Annotated in this window: 14 protein-coding genes and 3 pseudogenes; 6 read left to right on the top strand and 11 right to left on the bottom strand. The window is 68.9% G+C overall.

What is annotated here, in order from left to right:
* Positions 1 to 3 precede the first annotated feature (3 nt).
* The 5 genes from ACIRG5_RS25995 to ACIRG5_RS25975 all read right to left on the bottom strand — a co-directional run bounded on the left by ACIRG5_RS25995 (position 4) and on the right by ACIRG5_RS25975 (position 4,306).
* Positions 4 to 633, bottom strand: coding sequence for a hypothetical protein (locus ACIRG5_RS25995; protein ID WP_402908889.1), 630 nt, complete (start codon positions 631 to 633; stop codon positions 4 to 6).
* The gene (locus ACIRG5_RS25990) at positions 630 to 1,046 is read right to left on the bottom strand and encodes a DUF1028 domain-containing protein (protein WP_402908887.1); all 417 of its coding nucleotides are present in this window, start codon (positions 1,044 to 1,046) and stop codon (positions 630 to 632) included. The genes ACIRG5_RS25995 and ACIRG5_RS25990 overlap by 4 nt, the downstream gene beginning before the upstream one ends.
* Before the next feature lie 5 nt (positions 1,047 to 1,051).
* Positions 1,052 to 2,089 carry an integrase core domain-containing protein gene (locus ACIRG5_RS25985; RefSeq protein ID WP_402908885.1) on the bottom strand — a complete coding sequence of 346 codons (1,038 nt, stop codon included), beginning with the start codon at positions 2,087 to 2,089 and terminating at the stop codon, positions 1,052 to 1,054.
* A gap of 176 nt (positions 2,090 to 2,265) precedes the next feature.
* Positions 2,266 to 2,919 (bottom strand): hypothetical protein, encoded by a 654-nt coding sequence (locus tag ACIRG5_RS25980; RefSeq protein WP_402908883.1) that lies wholly within the window; start codon positions 2,917 to 2,919, stop codon positions 2,266 to 2,268.
* Between the two features lie 499 nt (positions 2,920 to 3,418).
* Entirely contained in the window at positions 3,419 to 4,306 is an 888-nt protein-coding gene (locus ACIRG5_RS25975) for a lysostaphin resistance A-like protein (protein ID WP_402908881.1), read from the bottom strand.
* A gap of 182 nt (positions 4,307 to 4,488) precedes the next feature.
* On the opposite strand from ACIRG5_RS25975, the gene ACIRG5_RS25970 reads away from it, so the two are divergent.
* Positions 4,489 to 5,079 carry a TetR/AcrR family transcriptional regulator gene (locus ACIRG5_RS25970; RefSeq protein WP_402908879.1) on the top strand — a complete coding sequence of 197 codons (591 nt, stop codon included), beginning with the start codon at positions 4,489 to 4,491 and terminating at the stop codon, positions 5,077 to 5,079.
* A gap of 599 nt (positions 5,080 to 5,678) precedes the next feature.
* Here ACIRG5_RS25970 and ACIRG5_RS25965 read toward each other — a convergent pair.
* Entirely contained in the window at positions 5,679 to 6,272 is a 594-nt protein-coding gene (locus ACIRG5_RS25965) for a lipocalin family protein (protein ID WP_402908983.1), read from the bottom strand.
* A 465-nt stretch (positions 6,273 to 6,737) separates the two neighbouring features.
* Here ACIRG5_RS25965 and ACIRG5_RS25960 point away from each other — a divergent pair, with 465 nt between their 5' ends.
* Positions 6,738 to 7,085: a hypothetical protein gene (locus ACIRG5_RS25960; RefSeq protein ID WP_402908989.1), complete on the top strand. Its 348-nt coding sequence runs from the start codon at positions 6,738 to 6,740 to the stop codon at positions 7,083 to 7,085.
* Positions 7,086 to 7,135: 50 nt separating this feature from the next.
* Here the strand turns inward: ACIRG5_RS25960 and ACIRG5_RS25955 are convergent, their stop codons facing one another.
* From ACIRG5_RS25955 to ACIRG5_RS25935, 5 genes and pseudogenes are all read right to left on the bottom strand, one after another.
* The gene (locus tag ACIRG5_RS25955) at positions 7,136 to 7,513 is read right to left on the bottom strand and encodes a hypothetical protein (RefSeq protein ID WP_402908987.1); all 378 of its coding nucleotides are present in this window, start codon (positions 7,511 to 7,513) and stop codon (positions 7,136 to 7,138) included.
* 265 nt (positions 7,514 to 7,778) lie between these two features.
* Positions 7,779 to 7,859 (bottom strand): annotated as a pseudogene (locus ACIRG5_RS25950) (hypothetical protein); the annotation flags it as partial.
* 704 nt (positions 7,860 to 8,563) lie between these two features.
* Positions 8,564 to 8,857: pseudogene (locus tag ACIRG5_RS25945) on the bottom strand (transposase); the annotation flags it as partial.
* A gap of 16 nt (positions 8,858 to 8,873) precedes the next feature.
* Positions 8,874 to 9,140, bottom strand: a pseudogene (locus ACIRG5_RS25940) (transposase); the annotation flags it as partial.
* Positions 9,141 to 9,405: 265 nt separating this feature from the next.
* A complete protein-coding gene (locus ACIRG5_RS25935) occupies positions 9,406 to 11,037 on the bottom strand; it encodes a hypothetical protein (protein WP_402908877.1) in 1,632 nt (543 codons plus the stop codon).
* Between the two features lie 185 nt (positions 11,038 to 11,222).
* Between ACIRG5_RS25935 and ACIRG5_RS25930 the strand changes: the two genes are divergently transcribed.
* From ACIRG5_RS25930 to ACIRG5_RS25915, 4 genes are read left to right on the top strand one after another with little or no spacing between them, the layout of a single operon-like run.
* Complete coding sequence (locus tag ACIRG5_RS25930; RefSeq protein WP_402908875.1) at positions 11,223 to 12,908, top strand: S8 family peptidase; 1,686 nt, start codon at positions 11,223 to 11,225, stop codon at positions 12,906 to 12,908.
* A complete protein-coding gene (locus tag ACIRG5_RS25925) occupies positions 12,905 to 13,507 on the top strand; it encodes an RNA polymerase sigma factor (RefSeq protein WP_402908873.1) in 603 nt (200 codons plus the stop codon). The genes ACIRG5_RS25930 and ACIRG5_RS25925 overlap by 4 nt, the downstream gene beginning before the upstream one ends.
* A complete protein-coding gene (locus ACIRG5_RS25920) occupies positions 13,494 to 13,952 on the top strand; it encodes a hypothetical protein (protein ID WP_402908871.1) in 459 nt (152 codons plus the stop codon). Before ACIRG5_RS25925 ends, ACIRG5_RS25920 begins: the two co-directional genes overlap by 14 nt.
* Positions 13,953 to 13,961: 9 nt before the next feature.
* Entirely contained in the window at positions 13,962 to 16,457 is a 2,496-nt protein-coding gene (locus ACIRG5_RS25915) for a CHAT domain-containing protein (RefSeq protein ID WP_402908869.1), read from the top strand.
* The last annotated feature ends 115 nt before the right edge of the window (positions 16,458 to 16,572 follow it).

Here is a 16,572-nt window from a genome sequence, read left to right as displayed (position 1 = left end):
CACTCAGCCGGCGGTGGTCGGGGCCGCACCGTCGAGCGTGTCCGGCGGTGCGGCAACGGGTGTCAGGATCCGGTGCTTCACGTGGCGGGCGTACTCGTCGACGAAGGTCTCGAGGCCGACGTAGAGCACAGAGCCGATCTCGGCACGGCACTTGGTGATGTAGGAGCGGTAAAGGTCGTAGCACCGGGTCATGGCTCCGCCGCGAAGATCGATGAGAAGGGGGATCTCGACGAAACCGCGAAAAGCCAGCGCGGAGAGGAACTCGTAGTAGTCCAGCAGGGCGATCACGTGCTGCATGTCCTCGGCCGGGACCTCGTCGTCGATCTCGCGGTGGGCCATCCACAGGTCCGCGGCCGACAACGTCAGCGTGCTCTGCAGGTTCATGAGCAACCCGACCGTGTAGTGCCGGCGCTGGGCCTGCCGCAACTGCAGGACGGTCGCGACGCCGAAGACGACCGCCACCAGCACCGACGCCGTCTCGTTGATCACGTTGCCGATGCTGAGGAAGGCGAACCCGACGACGGCGGCCACCGCCACGACGCCCGCCTGGGCGAGCAGGCGGAACAGCGGGCCTGCCAGATGCCACCTGAGCCGGAGCTGACGCGACCGGTAGTTCCGGGGACCGGTGCTCATGACATGTCGTGGAGCTGTCTGTGGAGCTGGCGGAGCCGGATCAGCTCGCTGATCGGTGCCGGCGCGTCGTCCACGCGGAGGTCCGCCTCGACGTGAGTCCCGTGGCCGATTCCGTTTAGTCCCACGACGAACACGGCCGCGCTCTGCCAGCCGCGCCGGTCGCCGCCCGCTTCGTCTCCGGCGGCGAGCGCGGCCAGCAACTGGTCGGCCAGCGGAGTGGCGGAGTCAGCGCTGAGCCAGGCGGACTCCATCGCCTCGAGAACTTCCTCGCCCGCCAACAGGTTGCCCAGGACCGCGTACCCCTCGCCCAGCCTGGCGCCCGCGAAGGCCCCGCACTGCGCGCCGGTCCAGGCCGCGGCCATGCCGTCCCGGTCGACCACGCCGACCTTGTGCGTGCCGAAAACCTCATCCATGCGGGTCAAGCGACATAGCGATACTCATGGATGACTCCGCCGAGACGGTCGTGCCGACCTATGGTGAGGCGTTCGATCTGGGCGGGCTCAAGAGGCTGGGGCTGGGCTCGCAAGGGTGCTGCGGCGGCGAGTGATCGGTGGGTGCGGTGCTCGTTACAGTGCCTCTCGTACTCACGCAGCGCGTGCCGTAAGTGAGCCTGATTCCAGATCAGCGTGCGGTCCAACAGTTCGGCGCGCAGGGTCTTCACCCAGCGTTCCATGACGGAGTTCATACGGGGCATCCGAACACCGGTTAGTACCGTCGCAATCCCCGCGGAACCTAGGACGTCGTCGATCAACGCGGGATGTTTGGCGTCTCGATCACGAATGAGAAACCTAATCCGCGCAGCGTGTCCGGTGTCCTCGAGATCCATAAGCAAGTTGCGGACAGCCTGGGTGACCCAGACATGGGTCGGGTGCGCGGTCGTGCCGGCTATCCATACACGCCGACTGGCGTGGTGGATTACGGCGAGAATGTACTGGCGCTGCCCGGTCAGCGTGACCGCCTCGACGAAGTCCATCGCCAGGATCGCCTCCGTCTGCGAACGCAGGAAGTCAGCCCAAGTAACAGTTGTCCGGCTCGGAGCCGGATCGACGCCGGCAGTCTTGAGGAGCTCCCACACCGTCGACGCCGCGACCGCGACACCAAGCAGCTCGAGCTCACCGTGGATGCGTCGATACCCCCACGAGGGGTTCTCGTTTGCCAGGCGCAGGACGAGCCAGCGGATCGAAGCGACAGTGCGCGGACGTCCGGGCGCCCGGTTCACGCTCACTCGGGCATGGCGGCGCTTGATCAAGTCGCGATGCCACCTCAGCACCGTGTCCAGGCTGACCAACAGCTGGAGCCTGCGCAACGTCGCACGGGCCAAGGGCATGAGCAAGGCTGCGAGCAACGCCCTGTCCTCTGACCGCAATCGTGGGCGCTGATTACCGAGCTGTCGGTGCAAGACCCCGAGTTGGTGGCGTACCGCGAGGATCTCGACGTCCTTCTCCCGATCGGTCATGCGCATCAGCCACAGCGCGGTGAAGGCGAGAGACGGCGAGGTAGGCGAAGCGGACCAGCACGGCCGCGATCATGCCGGATGACGATCGGTAACCTGCTGATGCCTGCCGACCTGCACGGATGGGCCTCCTCCGGTTCAGGAGACCAGACTGTCAACAACCTCGGTCAGTTCTCGATCTAGCCCACGGTGTCGAGGAACCTGTTGTGGCGCAGGCGGAGGGCGCGTTCGATGCTGGCCAGTGTCGCGGCGACGGCGAGCAGGGAGTTGAGCCATGCCGGGAGCGAGACAGGCGAGGTGAACGTCCCGAAACGCTCCGCGACAGGCGGCAACTTGAAAGCGATCTCCACGAGTTGTGGGATGAGCAGGAGCACCGAGGTCACGAGCAGGGCGATCGACGTGGCGCTGATCGAGCGGCTCAGTACGGGGCGCGTGCGGTCGAGGTGCGCTCGGCGTCCCTCGGCCGATCTGCGATCCGGGATCAGTTGCTGTTCTGCTCCGTTCGCCGTGACGTAGTGGCAGCGTTTCAGTCCGAACGGGGACTCGGCGACCTCGATCGTGCCGCCGGGGACGGGGAAGGCGGCGGGGAGCTTGGACTCGGCGTGGTGGTGTCCGTCGAGGTAGAGGTCAGCGGTGCCCTTGCCGTCGCTCGCGAAGAACCGGCGGCGCTGGCGCACGTCCACGGCGTACTCCGCCCGCTGCCCGTCGTCGCGGCGGAGCGCGAGTCCGTACAGCGATCGGGACAGGAGCTGCCACCAGCGGAACGGCTTCAGCTCCTTCCCGGTCCCGGGCCTGATCCGTCGTTCCGCACGACGGCGGCTCCACTCGTGCATGACAGCTTCTCCTTATCCGCCGGGCATCGCCGGCGCAGGTGGATTCGGTGCGAACAAAGTGCGCTGGTCTGGTGGTGTCAGGTGGATCGGGCCGAGCTCCGGCTGGCCGGGGAACAGGATCTCGACGGCCTGGTGCGCTGCTCCGAGGACGAAGGGTGTGAGTGCCTGAAACCAGAGCCAGCCGCACAGTTCAGGTCACGCGGACATTCCTGGTAACGCTTCGGGACATCCGCGAGGCGAGGGCCAAGCCCCGCCCTTGCCCCTGCCGACCTCGATGCGCCCACCTTCGTCCGTGATGCGCACCGCGTGCACAGCCGGTCGTCCTCGGACCTCGACAACGCCGAATGGCGTGTCATCTGCCACCAGCGAACGGTGCCGATGGCCGCCCGTCACCCGGCATCGCACGCTTGGACAGGCGGCGTTCGCTCGAACTCGAGCCGATGTCTCCCGTCCAGCCTGGTCGTCGTGAGGTCGCGTCATCGCCCGGCAGAGCAGAGGATCACGCAGCCGTCTCAGGCGTGCACGCGGGCCCGTCCTTGCGCGTCATCCACCAGACGATCGCCGTGATGACGACGAGCACGGCACTGGGCGCGAGGTTGTTCCAGGAACCGACCGCCGCGCCCCGGTTCGCCAACTCGGCGCCGACGTCGACGTGCAACGTCGTGGCCAGCACGAGGGCGGTCACGTTGTAGACGCTGTGCAGGACGACCGCTACCTCAAGACCACCGGTACGCCAGGTCACGATCGCCATGGACGAGAACAGCACGAGATAGGACGTGAAAAGGAACGGGTCTAGCGTTCCGTGGGCGAGCGAGAACAGCACGGTGGTCATGACGATGCCGAAGATCGCGCCGGACCGCGCCCCGCGGGTCCAGCCACCGAACACGCGGAACAGCAGTCCGCGGAATCCGTACTCCTCCCCCGCGGCGGCGAGAGGGTTCAGCAGCATCCCGATGACGAAGAACGAGATCAGATCGACGGTCGTCCACGGGACGGACTTGACGCCGCTCAAGGCGACAACCGAGACCACCAGCAGCAGCGGCGGTCCGAACACCAGCAGTGCGCGACCGAGAACTCCGAACCGGAACCGGCCCGCCACGGAGTGCAACGACCCCGCCCGCACGCCATAGACGATGCGTTGCACCAGCATCGAGTACGGGATGAGCGCGGCCAGCCCCAGCGCGCCGGCCGCCTGGCGCAGTGGCGTCGATGGTCCCGAACGATCGAACAGGGCGGCATCGGCGACTTCCGAGAGCCGCTGGAACAGGACGGCGAAACCGACGAACCCCACTACCAGGAGCACGATCGCGAGGATTCCCCGGAGGACGCGTCGCCCCTCCCCCGCGTACGCGCGGTGGTACTCGGTGCCCGCCGGCACACCGCGCACAGGCGCCGGTTGGTCACCTTGCAGAAGCCAAGATCGGCCGTGGCCGGACATTTCCACTCCTCGTGTCGCTGCGCGATCATCTTCTATCACGCTGTACTACTTTCTATCACACTGTACTAGAGCGCACATCTAGCACGCCGTGATAAGAAGAAGCAGGACAATCGCACGAGGTGAACCAGCACATGACTCACAGCACACGAGACAAGATCCTGATCGCCGCGGCGACCATGCTCGGCGAGGATCCGACGGTCAGGCTGAGCGTGCGCGCCGTGGCCACACGAGCGGGCGTCAGCACCGGGTCGCTGCGGCACTTCTTCCCCACCCAGCGGGCGTTGATCGACGAGGTGGTCGCGGGGCTGCACGAGGTGGACCTCCCGGACGACCCGATGCAGGACCTCACACGGACACCCGCAGAGCGCCTGGTCGCGTGCCTGCGACTGGTGCTGTCACAGGTGGGCACAGGAGAACAAGCCCGCAACCACTGGGGCTCGCTGTACAACGCCTACGTGGCGTCGCCTGCGTCCGAGGACGACAGCCACGTCTTCCTGGCTCTCGAACAGTTCGCCGTACACAGGGTCGTGCGATGGCTCTCCACGCTGCACGACGAGGGGGCCCTCGCACCCGGAGAACTCGAACACCACGCCCGGTTCCTCCTGACCGTCGTCAACGGCCTGCTGACCGAACGAGCCCTCCCTGGCGACCTGGCACGACTGGAGTTCGAAGAGCGCACGCTCACAACCGCCGCTTCAGCCGTCCTGCACCGACGGCCCTGACGCACGAGCCACCTGCCGCGTCAGGACCAGATGCGGTGTCGCACAAGCTCGAGGGGCCGCGCAGGAGGCGATCAGTGGACTGCCCTGCGAACAACGGCACGCTCTCGGCGCTCGCGTTCCCATGAGGACCTGCGGCACAAGCAGATCGCCACGATGACGAGATCGCCCCAGGTGCGGCGAGGAGCCGCCTGCAGCGCCGGGGTGTCCGAACTCAGGCAGCGGAGAGACGAACGCCCGCCCGATCCGTCCAAGCTGGTGACTCTGTGGACGACGAGGCGCTTCTCCTGTCCACTTCGGACACTTGCGATGCAGTGCGACCCGCGGCGCTTCGGCCTCACTCCGCCAGCGATAGCACGAGGTCGACCCCGGAGTCGGCGCCGTCCCCGCCACCGGGTCGGTCGACCTCGTCGGCGACTCAGGTGGAGCCCGGACAGCGACCTCCCGGGGCCCGCCGAGGCGCCCGGCGCACCAACCCATTCCCGCACGCCGACGTCCTCAGCGATCACACTCCGCCGCCAGGCGCTCGCGCTGAGCGGGAGCACGATCCATCCCAGCGGCACCCGCACGGGCGGGCACCGCTTCGGGATCGGTACGTCCGGTCAGCTCACGGGACACAGCGAGACGGACTCCGGCGCGCCGCCGTCCTGTGCCGTGATCTTGAAGGCACAGAGGTCGTACCCGTTGCGCAGCAACGCGGTGGCCATACCCGCGACGTCCTTCCTGGACGGCGTGGCAGTGCGCGCCAGCACGAACCCGGAACGATGGTCCGGTGCGCCGACCACCGCCCAGCGGTAGTCGCGGTCCAGACCGATCACCCAGTAGGCGCCCGGCCGGTCGAAGTTCCACGTGTCGCCGATCTTGACGAACGACACCTGCAGCCTCGACGTCGAGTCCGGGCTCTCCTGCCGGGCCCTGCCCTCGAGCGACGTCGTCGTGCCGTCCGCGCGGGTGCAGGAGTTGACGACCTGGACCTGTCCGTCCGGCAGGAGGGTGTACCGAGCACCGTCGTTGCGGGCACACTGGGCTTGGAACGGCTGGGCGATCGCCGCCACCTGCACCCAGCGCCCCTGATACCGCTCAAGGTCGACCGAGCGCACCGGACGCACCTCTCCGCCGGTCGTCTCCGCTGAAGCCTGCGCGGGAACCAGGGAGAACCCGAGCACGACCGCTGCCGCCGCCGCGATGAACCTCATGAGAACACCTTTCGCCCTAAGCACTTGACCGACGTCAACGCTATGGGCGCGTCCGCCAACTCGCATGATGGCCGGAAGTCGATCCCGCCGTCGTGCACGACGTCTCGCACTGCGGTTCGCCTCCGCTCCTACCACGCTCGCGTCCACAATGGACAATCCCGACGCACTCGCGGGTGGTGCACGGTGCACCACAGCGCACCCGAGAGAGTGCACGGTCACCTCCCCACAGGCAGCTGTGACCCAGATCCCGAAGAACGTCCGCAGAACAAAGGAGCAGCCAGACGGCGTTCTTGTCCACCCGGCCGAGCGGCATGAGGTACGTCGGGGTGCGCTGGAGCATGGTGACGAGCCCGGCGGGCTTCCCGGCTGACGACGACGCGCTCGACCGTCAGCGTCCACCTCGCGCCCGCTGTCCCATGAGGCCCGCACGACCCGGTACCGGAACCGGATGCGGCTCGCCGGATCGTGCTCGGCGACGGTCTCGCGCAGGTAGTCGAGGATGAGCGGGCCGTCGGCGATCGCGCTCTCGTACACGGTGGCGATTCCGGCCAGGCCGGTCACGAGGGCGACGACGTCACCGCGGGTGTGAGCGGGCGGCAGCCCTCCCGCCTCGACACCGGTCGCGATCATCTCGTTCAGCAGGGCGAGGGGGTCGCCAGGCCACTCGCGCCCGGCGAGCAGGTCGACACGGCGGTGCGACCCGACGCCGAGCAGGACCGGATCGGCGAAGCGCGAGTGCGCACAGGACCAGACGAGGTGGGCGACCGGGATCGGCCGTCCGGCGGGGCTCCTGGGCGGCCCGCGCCGTCCTGAGTCCGGCGGGACCGCCACGCGGTGCGGTCGCCGGCTCGCGCGGGTGCCGGTCAGCCGGGGTGCGCGGCCGTCTTCTTGCGCCAGGCGCTGTACGAGCTGACCGGTCCCCCTTGCAGGCGGAAGAGCCAGCGCCAGGGGTGCACGGTGCTCGGTTCGACGGCCGCGGCGCGGGATCGGAACCCCGGCACCGGCGCGAAGGTGACGGCCACGTCGCGTTCCCGCAGCTGCTGGACCACGTCGCCGCGGTGGATCGCCACCTCTCGACGGGTGGCGAGGTCGGCGAGGGTCTCGGTCAGGAACACCAGGCGCTTGCCCGACAGGCGGAGCCGGGCGAGCAGGGGCGTGTCGAACACGAACACGGCGGGCAGGTCCGGGTGCGCGGCCAGCGCCGGGTCGGCGTCGCCCAGCGACTCCGCGGTGAGCCACACGGCCTCCGGCCTGCCGTGCCCGGCCGGGCTGCGGGGTCCACCGGTCGACTCGGGGTCGGGATCGTGGCGCAGCAGGGGTTCCGGCTCCGGCTGCTCGGCCGGAGGCGGGCCAGTCCTCGATCGGGCAGTCGGCGCTCAGCGGACATTCCCGGCACAGCTGAGGAGCCCGTTTGCGCACCTGCCAGCGCGAGAAGCCGTAGGGCTTGCCTGTGCCCGCGCCGATCGTCCACTGCCAGCCCACCCGATTGGCCGCGCGGGACCCGTCGAGCAGGTGCGTGAAGAACCGGTCCTCGCCGCCCGTCCACTCCGCCCCCGCCCGCACGGTCCACTGCGAGGCGAGCCACATCCGGGTCTGGTTGACGAGCCACCCGTCGGTTTCCAACTCCTCGACGCAGAACGACACGCAGCGCATCCGCTCGGGCCAGGGGTCGGTCCACCGCACGGCCGCGCGGGCCGGTGCGGCGCGCAGTGCGGCGGCACCGCGCGTGCCGAGCCGGGCGTAGAGGTGGCGGGAGTACTCCTGCCAGGCGAGCTCATCGCGGAACTTCGCGCGGTCACGTGGTGGTGCCGCTGCGGCGGCGGCCCACGCCCGCGGCAGGTCGATCAGGCCGTGCCGCAGGTAGGGCGAGAGGCGACTGGCGCCGCGTCTGCCGCGCGGGAGCACATCGTTGCGCCGCGCCGCGTACCCGGCGAGGTCGAGGGTGACGAGCGCAGCGTCGGCGGCCTGCTGACCACCCCGGAACGTCGGCGAGGCCTCCGGAGTGTCACCGCAGAGGTCGCCGAGGTGCGTGCGCACCCACAGCGCCGCGGCGTCGGGCCCAGGGGCGGGAGTGGGAAGCAGCACGTGATCAGTCTGCCGCCCGGCTGGTGCCCCCGCCCGATGACGCGGGACTCGATCACTGAGGTACTCCCCCTCACCCTGAGGATGACGAACCGTGGTTTGTCTGTCAGAGGGGAGGGTTTCAACCGGTGCGGCGGTGCTGCCGGTTCTGCTGCACGGATTGGTGGCATCTGTGACCTGCCCCACCGGAAGGGTTCCAGTCGTGGTGGCTAACTGGCGGCGGTGGTGGTGTCGTGGTCAGAGCGTAGTTCGTACTCGAGTGGGGTGAGGTAGCCGAGGGCGGCGTGCCGTCGGCGTCGGTTGTGGAAGATCTCGATGTAGTCGAAGATCGCGTTGGCCAGCTCCACGCGGGTCTTCCATCGTTGACGGTTCAGCAGCTCGATCTGCATCGATGACCAGAAGGATTCCATCATCGCGTTGTCGAGGCCGTCGCCGACGGTTCCGAAGGATGGCAGCAGACCGGCTGAGCGGATCTTCTCGCCGAAGACCCAGGAGGTGAACTGCTTAGATTCAACCGGTCAAGGCAACACTCGCGGCATTGAGGATCTCGTTGGCACGCTTGAGTTCCGCGTTCTCCCGCCGCAGCCGGCGCAGCTCCTCCGACTCGCTGGTCGTGGGCCGGTCGTCGCGGTCGGCCTCGTCCTGCCGGTTCCAGTTACGCAGTGCTTCGTGATGCACCCCGAGCTGCTCGGCCAACCGGCGGATCACCGGCTTCGGGTCCGACTCCCGATACAGCCGGACCGCACGAGCCCTCAGCTCGTCGGGGTACTTCTTCGGTGGTGCCACGGACGACTCCCTTCAGGCCCTATCGGACCATGCTTGAAAGTCTCCGAGCTACCGGGGGAACCTCAGTGAGCAGTTCCTCCAACATGGTGGCTGTGCCTGCGGGGTCACCAGCTACACCCGGCGAGCGGGCGACACTGCCTCGGGTGGTCAGCGTGTCGGGGTGGTCGGATCCGCAGGCGCGGTCGGCGCGAACGCCGTCCACCACGCGACTGGTGTCCGGGTCCGCGATCTGCCGATCAAATTGGACGAACTACTGGCCTGCCCCTCACTCCTCCCGATCACCGGCGGCGGTGGCCACTCGCCGCAGCACCTCGCTCTCGTCGGCGGAGTGCCTGGCCAGCAGTCGCACGGCCTGGTGCACGTGGTCGTCTACGACGTCGCCGAAGTCGGTCTCCTCCGCGAGCAGGCGTGACTCCTCGCTGGCTTGGGGGAATCTGGCGGCGACGGCGTGCATCACGGCTCCGAGGCAGGCGTCCACCAGCAGTTCTCCGTGCAGCGACGCCACGATGCGGGGATCGGGCGACGGGAAGACGTCCGGCAGCGGCGGTCGTGGCCGCCACGGGTCGAGGACGTCGGCCAGTTCCTCCCAGATCCGCGGGAACGCCGGACGGATCAGGCGCTTGGCGGCCCAGTCCTGAATCGTGCACTGGGACGCCACCCGGCCCAGCGCGTCCCGCGCCTCACTGCCGATGCGCAGCAGTTCGGCGAGGTCCAGCCGGTCCACCGAGGCCAGGTAGTGCGGACGCAGGTCCATCGCGACCCGGTGGTGCCACCGCGCCCACCACACCGCGCACCACCACATGCGGCGCTGGGTGGACTCGCGGGCCAGCCACACCGCGATGTTGCGGAAGTAGGACTTGATGTCCTCGTAGGCCTCCTGCCCGGACGGCGTGGCGGTGAAGCCCTTGCGCTTGATCGGGTCGGCATTTCCCGCGACACCGACGAGGTTGATGTTGAAGAAGTGGTGCCACGTCGCGTCGACGACCACGCGGCCGACATCGGCCCGATGCCCGTCGTAGGCACCGATCGCGCCGAACGTCGCTGGGTTGAGCACACCCTTCACGTCCGCCGGCATCCGGCAACCGTTGCGCGACCACGCGATCACTTCCGGCGCCGGCTCACCGGGGTATTCCGTGGTCGTGTAGCCGTCGAACGTGAAGGTCGCCGTGAGGTCGGCCGGCACGTAGCACTCGCCCTCGTGCGGGTGGTCGGGCAGCACTCTGATCACGCCTCGCGGCCCGCAGAGCAACGGATGCGGACGTTCCCTGTGCCAGTAGGGATTCCAGTGCCACGTGGCATACGTCTTCGGCGTGATGCACTGCGGCACGTCGTCGGACTGGTCATCGAACTGGACGACCAGATCGTTGCCCCTGCTCAGCGTGTCACGGCGATCCGGCCCGTCCACCTTCGGCGCGATCGGCTCACCGTTGGGACCTGGCGTCGGCCAGTGCCACTTGCGCATGCTGCGCACTCGCGGAACCCGGCCGCACATCTTCACTCCGAGGTTCTCGTGGTCGCCGGTGGCGAACACCCCGCCACCGCCGTCCATGAACTCCGCCAGCGCGCGCAGCTCGGTCTCGGTCAGTTCGGCGCCAGCCCTGTCCACGCCGAACAGCCAAATCTGGTCGTACTGCGTGAGGTCCACGGCGTCGAACTTGAACGGCTCCGGCAGCGACGCCGACTCGTGGCCCGTCCGATGAGCCGTCGTGACGTCGAATCGCACCCACGGCCCCGGTGGCACGGACAGCGCCTCCAGCAAAGAGCTCAGCCCGAAGTCCCCGGTGTCGAACGAGCCGATGCCGTCGATCACCATCAGGATTCGAACCCGGCACGGTCGCAGGTGGATGGGATGGGGGCGCAGCCGCTCCAGGGCGACCGCACTGTCGTCGTCTGACATCGTTCACTCTCCACTGTGGACGGAACTGATGAGGTCCTGCGCTGACATGTGTCTTCCGGCGAGCGCCCGGATACATGTGACGCCAAAGCGAATTCGTGTCCTCTTCGTGACGTATGCGCGCATCTGAGGGATCGGCGCAACGCTCTCCGTCTTGCGGGCGATAGTTCGTTTGGAGAGGAAGAGCCATGCCGAGTCGTTTCGTGTGGATCACCGAGTCCCAGCCAGTCGCCGAAGGACTGCAGGGAGAACCTCGTCCCTGGCCGCAGGAGGTGCTCGACCGCCACGGCCTGCGGCAGCTCAAACCCGCTGAGGCCACACGGATTCCAAGCGACAACGGCCCAGGAACACAGCCGCGCTCGACCGTCTACCGCGCGGCGACCCTGCTCATCCCAGAACGTCTGTTTCGCAAGGAGTCGGCCGCGCTCGACATGGTCCGCCAGGTGCTGCGGACGAACGGAAACGTGGAACTGACGCCGCCGGCACCGCTGAGCGAGGTCGAGGAAGCACAGCCTTATCTGGACACACTCGCCGGTCTGCCCAGACCCGCGGTCCTGCACACCGCGGACGGTTCGCCACCGGATGCCTGGACCTCCCTGCAGGCGCTGCGCCGAGCGGTGGTCGCGAGAGAATTCGAGCGCCTCCCCCAGGACGATCGCGACGACGTCGACCGGATCTCGCTGGAACACGCGCTCTCGGGCTGTGTGATCATCGGTCCGGCCCCCGCCAGCGAACCGCATCCCGGCACAGGTGATGAGGAACCCGCCGCCGTGCGCAGCGGATACGGCCGTCGGCCCGTCATGTACGTGGGCGCACCACCGTGTCGCCCGAAGCCGAAGACCGGCACGCGCCGACCGGTGATCGCAGTCGTGGACACCGGGTACGGCGCCCACGAATGGTTCGGTACCTCCGGCGGCCAGGCGCTGTCCACCGACCCTGACCATTTCCTCAAGGTCTCCCCCATCACTCAGAAACTCATCCAGGCCCAGCTGACCCACGTGCAGGGCCTCACCGTCAGCGATGTCCTGGACTCAGACCGCGAAGGCCCGGTCTACGCCGACCCCATCACCCAGCAGCTCTCGACGGGAATCGGGCACGGCACGTTCATCGCCGGCCTCATCCACCAGGCCGCTCCTGGCGCCGACGTGCTGTCCATCCGCGCCCTGCGCGCGGATGACGTCGCATACGAGGCCGACGTCCTCATCGCCCTCTACGTCCTGCTGGCCAAGCAAAAGGATCGGACGAATCCGTCCGGCTGGGTGGACGTGATCTCCCTGTCGCTCGGCTACTACCGGGAGGACCACGAACAGGCCAGGACCACGCGCATCGGCGAAGTGCTCGAGCTCCTCACCGCGCACGGTGTCCTGGTCGTGGCAGCGGCAGGCAACGACACCACCTCCCGTCCTTTCATGCCCGCAGCGCTCGCGGCGGTTCCGGCCGACAAATGGACGGGTGAGCGGGTCATCGGCGTCGGCGCGCTCAACACGAACGGCACCGTGGCGTGGTTCAGCAACACCGGTGAGTCCGTGAGCGTCTACGCACCCGGCTCGAACCTGATCAGCACCTTCCCCGACGACGTCCGAGGCTCGAACCGGCCGGTTGTCGGCCGGCTGCCCGACAACGCCGAACCGAGGATCGCCCGGGAGGGGTTCGATTCGGACGACTTCGTCAGCGGGTTCGCCTCGTGGTCAGGAACGTCGTTCGCCACGCCCGTCGTCGCCGCAGAGATCGCCAACCAACTCTTCAAACCAGCACCGGAAGCTGAGCAGCCCGAGGAGGTCGAGAAGGCCGAGGTGCCGGTACCTGACATGGCCCGCGCCAAGGCCGTGGTGGCCGCGTTGCGACAGAGTGCGAACCCTGGGAAACCGTCGTGACACCCGACGAACCGTCGGCGTCTCCAGCGGCTGTCCGGATGGGGCAGCTGCTGGAGGCCGCACGGCACGGCTCGCGCGACAGTCTCAACGAGATCGTCCGCGAGCTGAGCCCGATGATGTGGCACGTGGCCAGGGCGCAGGGCCTCGACCGTGACGCGGCGAGCGACGTCGTGCAGAACGCGTGGCTGAAGCTGATCGTGTCGTGGTCGGACATCCGGTCGCCCCAGGCGCTCATCAGCTGGCTCGTCACCGTCACGAAACGGGAGTCGTGGCGGGCGCGCCGCGCACGCGGGCAGGAGGACCTGGTCGACGGCAGCGCGTTCGAGATGATCGTGGACGACCTGCCGACACCGGAGGAGCATGTCGTCACCGACGCGTCGCAGCAGCACCTCTGGGCGTTGGTGCGTCAGCTGCCTTCGCGATGCCAGGCCCTGCTGCGGATGCTGGCGTTCACGCACCGTCCCGACTACGGCGAGATCGGTGCCACGCTCGGCATGAAACACGGCACGATCGGCCCGACCAGGGGACGGTGCCTCGCGAAGCTGCGCACGCTGCTCACCTCGGACGCGTCGACAGGAGGCAGCCGTGGACGGGAGTGATCCGAACGGCCCGCTCGACTCCGGAGACGAAGTGGTGCTGGGCGGCGTCCGGGAGATGTGGAACGAGGTCGACCCGATGCCCGCCGACCTGGTGACGCTGGTGACCTTCGCGTTCGAACTCGCCGAACCCGTCGAGTTCCTCCGCCTCGCCGCCAGGGACGCGCCCGCGGCGGCACGCGGCGAGCAGACGCGGCTCATCACGTTCACCGGCTCGACGATCACCGTCCTGGTCGACATCACGGTCAACTCCGACGACTCCGTCCGGGTGGACGGCTGGATCACCCCGCCCACCCGTGTCCCGGTGGAGCTGCGCACCCCCGTGGCAGCCCGGTCCACCACGTCGGACGAGGGCGGGCGTTTCGTGTTCGACGGGGTCCCGCACGGGGTAGCCCAGCTGTTCGTGCGCAGCGGCGACGGCGTCGCCACACCGTCGATCGTGTTGTAGGAGAACAAGATGCCGGATGCCGCCGAACGCGCGAGGAGTCTGCATGCCAGAGGCAGGAGCGCGGTCGGTGCCGGTCGGCCGGATCGCGGTGCCCGGTTGTTGCGCACGGGGCTGCAGTTGCTGGAACCGCATCTCGGCGAGCACGCGCTCGCGGCCAGGCTGATGATCAGCTTGGCCGCGGCGGAGGTGCTGCTCGGTCACAGCCAGGTCGGGATCGCGCTGCTCGACCGTGCGCAGGGATTCGTCGCACCACAGGACCTCGCGATCCTCGAGGACCAGCGTGGCTGGGTGCACCTCTACCTCGGCGAGCTCGACGACGCGGTGCGGTGCATGAGCCTGGCGCTCCCCCTGCTCGAGGCGGGTTCCGATCCGCAGGCACACGCGAGCTGTCTGCTCAACCGCGCGATGGCGCACGAACTGGCCGGGCGCGTCCGGCTCTGCAAAGCGGATCTCCAGCGGTGTGAGGAAGTCGCGCACGCCGCGCGCCTGCCTCGAGTGCTCGCCAAGGCGCGGCTCAACCTCGGCTACTGCGAGATGCTCGCTGGTGACGTCCCCGCCGCACTGCGGGCGTTCGAACGTGCCCGCACCGCACTCGCCGAGCACGCACCCGCGGTCCTGCCCCAGGTCGGAATGGACAAGGCGCGGGCCTTGCTCGGCGTCGGCCTGACCGCGGAGGCCGCCCGCGAACTGGACGGCGTGCTCGCCGCGCTCAGTAGAGCACGGCCGACCCACGAACGTGCGGAGGCCGAGCTCGTCCGTGCCCATGTCGCACTGGCGCAAGGCAAACCGGCTGAGGCGCGCCGCTGGGCCCGCCGGGCGGAACGCAGGTTCACCCGCCGCGCCAACGCGACCTGGGCCAAACTGGCAGTGTTGACCCGGTTGCGCGCCGACTTCGCCGAGGCACGGCAGATCAGCGCGATTCCGCAGCGCGCCGAGGAACTGGCGAGCTCGCTCACCACCCTCGGGTTGCGCCACGACGCCGAGGTCGCCTCCCTGTTGGCGGTGCGGGCGTACGTCCGGTCCCGCGATCTCGGTGCCGCGCAACGGCAGCTCGGTCAGTACCGGACGCGGAGGCCGCGGTTGGAGGTCAGGTTGTTGCGCCGCCTGGCCACCGCGGAGCTGCGGCGAGCGACCGGCCAGGTAGCCGGGTCCCTCGCCGAGGCACGCGCCGGGCTCGTGCTGCTCAGGGACTACCGCGGCAGACTGGGCAGTGTGGACCTGCAGACCAGTACGGCCACGCTCGGCAACGACCTGGCTCGCCTCGGGTTGTCGACCTCGTTGCGCACCGGCCGGCCGCACGTCGTGTTCAGCTGGCTCGAACGCACCCGAGCGCAGGCGTTCGGGGTTCGTCAGGCACGCGTGCGGACCGATCCGGTGGTCGCCGACGCCGTCTCGGCGTTGCGGCAGGCAGCGGTGGCCGCCCGCAGCGCCGAACTCGCCGGTCGGCCGGACCATGCCGCCCGGCGCCGGTGCGCGGAACTGGAGCGAGAGATCCGGTCCCACGGCTGGCAGGCCGACGGCAGCGGCAGCCACCTCGTGCCCGCGCGGTTCACCGACGTCACGCAGGCGTTGCACGAAGCCAACGCCGTGCTGGTCAGCTTCTTTACCGAGGGCGAGCACCTCGGCGCGTTGGTCATCACGAACCGCACCGGCCGGATCGTGCGCATGGGCAGGCTGTCCGCGATCACGGAAACGGCGGCGTTGCTGAGGGGTGATCTCGACGCGATGTGCGGACGAGCGCTGCCGTCCGCGCTGGCGGCGGTGGTGACCGCCTCGGCCCAGCGCCAGATCGCCGTCCTGGCTGATGCTCTCGTCGCACCGATGCGGTCGCTGCTCGGTGATCACGATCTCGTCGTGGTGCCCACCGGAGCACTCGCCGCCGTGCCGTGGAACTTGCTGCCCGGTCTGCGCGGCCGACCGCTCACGGTGGCCATGTCCGCGTCGGCGTGGTCCAGGACAGCACACGCGAACGCACCGTTCGTGGACCCGTTGCTCGTGGCGGGACCTCACCTGCGGCACGCAGACGACGAGGTGCGCAAGATCGCGGCGACGTTCCCGGACAGCGAAGTCCTCTGTGGACCACAGGCCAGCGTCGCCGCCACCCTCACAGCCCTCGGCCGCAGGAACTGCGTGCACTTCGCCGCACACGGGCACCACGAGCCGGGCAACTTCCTGTTCTCGCGCCTCGACCTCGCCGACGGCCCGCTGATGGCCTACGACGTGCACCAGTTGGATACGGTGCCGCAGCAGGTGGTGCTGTCCTCGTGCGACATCGGCCGCAACGTCGTGCGGACCGGGAACGAGATGCTCGGCTTCACCGCCGCACTGCTGTACAGCGGCACCGCAACGGTGATCGCGGCCGTCGCGCGGGTACCGGACGACCTCTCGGCCGACGTGATGTCCCAGTTCTACGCCCTGCGGGCGCGTGATGTACCGCCGGCCGCAGCGCTCGCCGAAGCCTGCGCCGAGACCCTCGTTCCCCTGGTCTGCTTCGGCCGTGGCTAATCGCCTGACTCCTGAAGAACATGGAGTACACGGGAGGCCTCGCGGCCGACGCCGGCGAGGATCGACGCGTTTGCGATCGGGTTCCGAGAACGGACGAAGGGCGAGGATGAACGGT

Source organism: Lentzea sp. NPDC102401 (genome assembly GCF_044765805.1).
GTDB classification, from domain to species: domain Bacteria; phylum Actinomycetota; class Actinomycetes; order Mycobacteriales; family Pseudonocardiaceae; genus Lentzea; species Lentzea sokolovensis.
This window is presented reverse-complemented; position numbering and strand designations above follow the sequence as displayed.

What these genes read in the sequence shown, in the direction of transcription:
- ACIRG5_RS25995 (WP_402908889.1), bottom strand. Translation starts at nt 633, where the DNA reads ATGAGCACCGGTCCCCGGAACTACCGGTCGCGTCAGCTCCGGCTCAGG.
- ACIRG5_RS25990 (WP_402908887.1), bottom strand. Translation starts at nt 1,046, where the DNA reads ATGGATGAGGTTTTCGGCACGCACAAGGTCGGCGTGGTCGACCGGGAC.
- ACIRG5_RS25985 (WP_402908885.1), bottom strand. Translation starts at nt 2,089, where the DNA reads ATGACCGATCGGGAGAAGGACGTCGAGATCCTCGCGGTACGCCACCAA.
- ACIRG5_RS25980 (WP_402908883.1), bottom strand. Translation starts at nt 2,919, where the DNA reads ATGCACGAGTGGAGCCGCCGTCGTGCGGAACGACGGATCAGGCCCGGG.
- ACIRG5_RS25970 (WP_402908879.1), top strand. Translation starts at nt 4,489, where the DNA reads ATGACTCACAGCACACGAGACAAGATCCTGATCGCCGCGGCGACCATG.
- ACIRG5_RS25965 (WP_402908983.1), bottom strand. Translation starts at nt 6,272, where the DNA reads ATGAGGTTCATCGCGGCGGCGGCAGCGGTCGTGCTCGGGTTCTCCCTG.
- ACIRG5_RS25935 (WP_402908877.1), bottom strand. Translation starts at nt 11,037, where the DNA reads ATGTCAGACGACGACAGTGCGGTCGCCCTGGAGCGGCTGCGCCCCCAT.
- ACIRG5_RS25930 (WP_402908875.1), top strand. Translation starts at nt 11,223, where the DNA reads ATGCCGAGTCGTTTCGTGTGGATCACCGAGTCCCAGCCAGTCGCCGAA.
- ACIRG5_RS25915 (WP_402908869.1), top strand. Translation starts at nt 13,962, where the DNA reads ATGCCGGATGCCGCCGAACGCGCGAGGAGTCTGCATGCCAGAGGCAGG.